Source organism: uncultured Oscillibacter sp. (assembly GCF_910587525.1).
Taxonomy (GTDB): Bacteria; Bacillota; Clostridia; order Oscillospirales; family Oscillospiraceae; genus Oscillibacter.
This window is the reverse complement of the sequence record NZ_CAJULS010000179.1, coordinates 1-3658: the sequence shown is the minus strand read 5'-3', so window position 1 is coordinate 3658 and position 3658 is coordinate 1. Positions and strand designations below refer to the sequence as shown.

General features: G+C 58.8%; 4 protein-coding genes. All 4 read left to right on the top strand.

Features of this window, described 5'->3' with window-relative positions; all coding sequences use genetic code 11:
* Positions 1-511, top strand: a 511-nt coding sequence (locus QZ326_RS11900; RefSeq protein ID WP_295745492.1) for a CdaR family transcriptional regulator, incomplete at its 5' end; no start/stop codon positions are given.
* A 267-nt stretch (positions 512-778) separates the two neighbouring features.
* Entirely contained in the window at positions 779-1471 is a 693-nt protein-coding gene (ftsE, locus tag QZ326_RS11895; RefSeq protein ID WP_295745490.1) for a cell division ATP-binding protein FtsE, read from the top strand.
* Positions 1464-2351 carry a permease-like cell division protein FtsX gene (gene ftsX / locus QZ326_RS11890; protein WP_295745489.1) on the top strand — a complete coding sequence of 296 codons (888 nt, stop codon included), beginning with the start codon at positions 1464-1466 and terminating at the stop codon, positions 2349-2351. The genes ftsE and ftsX overlap by 8 nt, the downstream gene beginning before the upstream one ends.
* 10 nt (positions 2352-2361) lie before the next feature.
* Complete coding sequence (locus tag QZ326_RS11885) at positions 2362-3603, top strand: murein hydrolase activator EnvC (protein ID WP_295745486.1); 1242 nt, start codon at positions 2362-2364, stop codon at positions 3601-3603.
* Positions 3604-3658: the final 55 nt, after the last annotated feature.

Below are 3658 nucleotides of genomic sequence, written 5' to 3'. Positions count from 1 at the left end.
CATCAAGGAGCTGAACCGGATCGCCGTCACCCTGGAGGAGGCGCTGCGCTCCGGCGGGGAGAGCACCGTGGTGGTGGGGATCGGCACCATTGCCATCCACCTGCGGGACCTGGCCAAGAGCTACAAGGAGGCCCAGATCGCCATTGAGGTGGGCAAGGTCTTCGACACGGAGAAGTACATCATCAACTACGAGAACCTGGGCATCGGGCGGCTGATCTACCAGCTCCCCACCACCCTGTGTGAGATGTTTTTGGTGGAGGTCTTCAAGAAGAACCCCATCGACTCCCTGGACCAGGAGACCCTCTTCACCATCCACAAGTTCTTCGAGAACAACCTCAACGTCTCCGAGACCGCCCGGAAGCTCTTCGTCCACCGCAACACCCTGGTCTACCGGCTGGAGAAGATCAAGAAGCTCACCGGATTGGACCTGCGGGAGTTCGACGACGCCATTACCTTTAAAGTGGCGCTGATGGTCAAGAAATACCTGACCTCCCGGGGTATTGACTCCTGAACCATATATTCGGAGGCGGCGGACCTGGGTCCGCCGCCTTTTTTCGACAGTCCGGCCTTGACAGCCGTGATAAGATGTGATAGGCTGAACAGGCATACTACTGTGATAGTACAAAACCATCGGAGAGCTGGCAGAATTTTCCCCAGTCGGAATTGCAAACTTTGGTTGCATTGCGGCAGAAAACCATATATAATGTGTTTTATTTGGGAATTATGTCGACTGGCCTTTGAGGCCGGTGCGCCGACTAATACGGAGCGAGGTGCCTGTATGATCCGCCTGAAAAATGTAGAGATGGAATACGACAACGGAACCAGGGCCATCCGCGGGATCACCCTGACCATTGAGGATGGGGAGTTTGTCTTTCTGGTAGGGCCTTCCGGCTCTGGCAAGTCCACCATCATCAAGCTGCTCACCGGGGAGGTGGTCCCCACCGCGGGCCGGATTATGATCAACGGCTTCTCCATCACCAAGATCTCCGGCAGGCAGATTCCTTTGATGCGCCGGACTCTGGGGGTCATTTTCCAGGATTTTCGCCTTATTGAGAAAAAGACAGTTTATGAAAACCTGGAGTTTGTCATGCGGGCCGTAGGTGCCAGACCCCGGGAGATCAAAAGCCGGATCAACTATGTGCTGGAACTGGTGGACCTGGAGCGGAAGGCGGACAGTTATCCCACGGAGCTCTCCGGCGGCGAGCAGCAGCGGGTGGCCATTGCCCGGGCCCTGGTGAACAACCCGGAGACTATCATCGCCGACGAGCCCACCGGCAACCTGGACCCGGAGCGGTCGTTGGAGCTGATGGACCTTTTGGTGAAGATCAACCAGCTGGGCACCACCGTGGTGGTGGTGACCCACGAGAAGGATCTGGTGGACCGCTTCGGCAAGCGGGTGATTACCATCGACAGCGGCCACGTGATCAACGACGGCGTGGGCGGCTACGTGGGAGGACACATACATGGGTAAACACAACTTGGGATATTTTCTGCATGAGGGCGTGTCCAATATGTTCAGCCACGGCTTCATGTCCTTCGCCTCCATCGGCATCACCGTGGCGTGCCTCCTCATCATGGGCACTTTCACCCTGGTGGCGGTGAACGCCAACGAGCTCTTGGCAGGACTGGAGCAGGAGAACGAGATTCTGGCCTTTGTGGACGAGTCCTACAGCAGGAATGAGGCCCTGGGGGTGCAGCGGGAGCTGGAGGCGCTGCCCAATGTTCTCACCACCACCTATGTCAGTAAGGCTCAGGCCATGGACAGCTTTGCGGAGAAGTATGCCGACGACCCATTGTTCCAGAATCTGGACCCGGAGATTCTGCGGGACCGCTATGTGGTCAAGATCGAGAGCCTGGAGCAGCAGAGCCAGACCGTGGCCCAGCTGCGGCAGGTGCCCGGCATCGCCGATGTCAGCGCTTACGAGGAGATCGCCTCCGGCTTCATTGCCATCCGGAACATTGCCTCTGTGGTGTGCGCCGCCCTGATTGCCATCCTCTTCATCGTGTCGGTGTTCATCATCTCAAATACCATCAAGCTCACCACCTTTGACCGGCGGGAGGAGATCGCCATCATGCGCATGGTGGGAGCCACCAACGGCTTTATCCGCTGGCCCTTTGTGTATGAGGGACTGCTGCTGGGCTTTTTGAGCGCCACGCTCTCCTTTTTCCTTCAGTGGGGGCTCTATGAGGCGGTGGCCCAGGGCGTGGACACCAGCGATACGCTCCAGCTCATCAAGGTCGTCCCCTTCCAGCAGCTGTGGCCCGCTGTGGCGGTGATTTTCGCGGGGGCGGGGATTCTGATTGGCGTGGGAGGCAGCCTCTCCGCCATCCGGAAGTTCTTACAAGTGTGAGGTGACGGCGTTGAGACGGGCAAGATACAAACGACTCTGCAGGGGACTGCTGTGCCTGTGTCTGGCGGTGCTGTGTCTGGCGGCGGATTTCTCCCCGGCCATCGCTGTGGTGACCCAGGCGGACATCGACGCGCTGAAAGGCGACGCCGCAGATTTGAAGGACCAGCGCAAGGAGCTGGAAGCGCAGTTAAAGACTCTGGCCAACGACAAGAGTACCGCCATTGAGCGAAAAAACATTCTGGACCAGCAGATTGCCAATACCTCCTCCCAGATTTCGAACGTGGAGGAGCAGATTGCCCAGTATGACCGGCTCATTGCTCAGAAGGAGGGGGAGCTCCGTCAGGCCGAGGCGGAGGAGGCGGAGCAGTACGCCCTTTTCTGCCGCCGGGTGCGGGCCATGGAGGAGCAGGGCACCATCTCCTACTGGTCGGTGCTCTTCAAGGCGGACAGCTTTACAGACCTGCTCTCCCGCATGGATTTCATCAATGAGATCATGGAGGCGGACCAGCGGGTCATTGACGATTTGAAGGCCATGCAGGTCCGGATTGAGGAGGCCAGAATCTCTCTGGAGGGCAGCCGGGCGGAGTCCGAGGCGGCCAAAGCGGAGCTGGTGGAGAAGAAAAAAGAGTTGGACACCCAGCGGGCTGAGGCAAACAAGGTCATCCAGCAGATCGCGTCGGCGGAGAGCGAGACGGAGGCCACACTGGATGAGATGGAGGCGGAGCAGGAGGCGATTCAAAAGGAGATTGAGCGGCTGAACCGGGAGCTCCAGGCCCAGCTGGCTGCCCAGGGAATGTCCGGTCAGTCCAATCCCGGCGGCTACATTTGGCCGGTAAACAGCCGGTATATCACGTCCACCGTAGGCGGACGGGCCTCTCCCGGCGGCATTGGCTCAACCAATCACCAGGGTACGGATATTGGCCGGGTGGGCTATACCAGCTCCATATACGCCGCCAAGGCTGGGACGGTGATTGTCTCCCAGCGCAGTTCCTCCTACGGTGAGTATGTAGTCATCTCCCACGGCAGCGGAAACACCACGCTCTATGCTCATATGAGCAGCCGGAAGGTCAGCGTGGGTCAGTATGTGAACCAGGGGGATGTCATCGGCATCACCGGTTCCACCGGGAACTCCACCGGTCCGCATCTCCATTTCGAGGTGGTGGAGAACGGGCGGCGGGTGAACCCCCTGAGCCACGGCGCGGACCCCAAGATGGGCTATCTCACCGGGTACACCCTGTCCAGCAGCGCATGAGATGTAATGTATAAAGGGTGGTTTCACCAGGCCACTACATTACATTGACTGCGGT

Bases quoted from the DNA above. Each gene is read 5' to 3' on its own strand.
- ftsX (WP_295745489.1), top strand. From the start codon at position 1,464: ATGGGTAAACACAACTTGGGATATTTTCTGCATGAGGGCGTGTCCAAT.
- ftsE (WP_295745490.1), top strand. From the start codon at position 779: ATGATCCGCCTGAAAAATGTAGAGATGGAATACGACAACGGAACCAGG.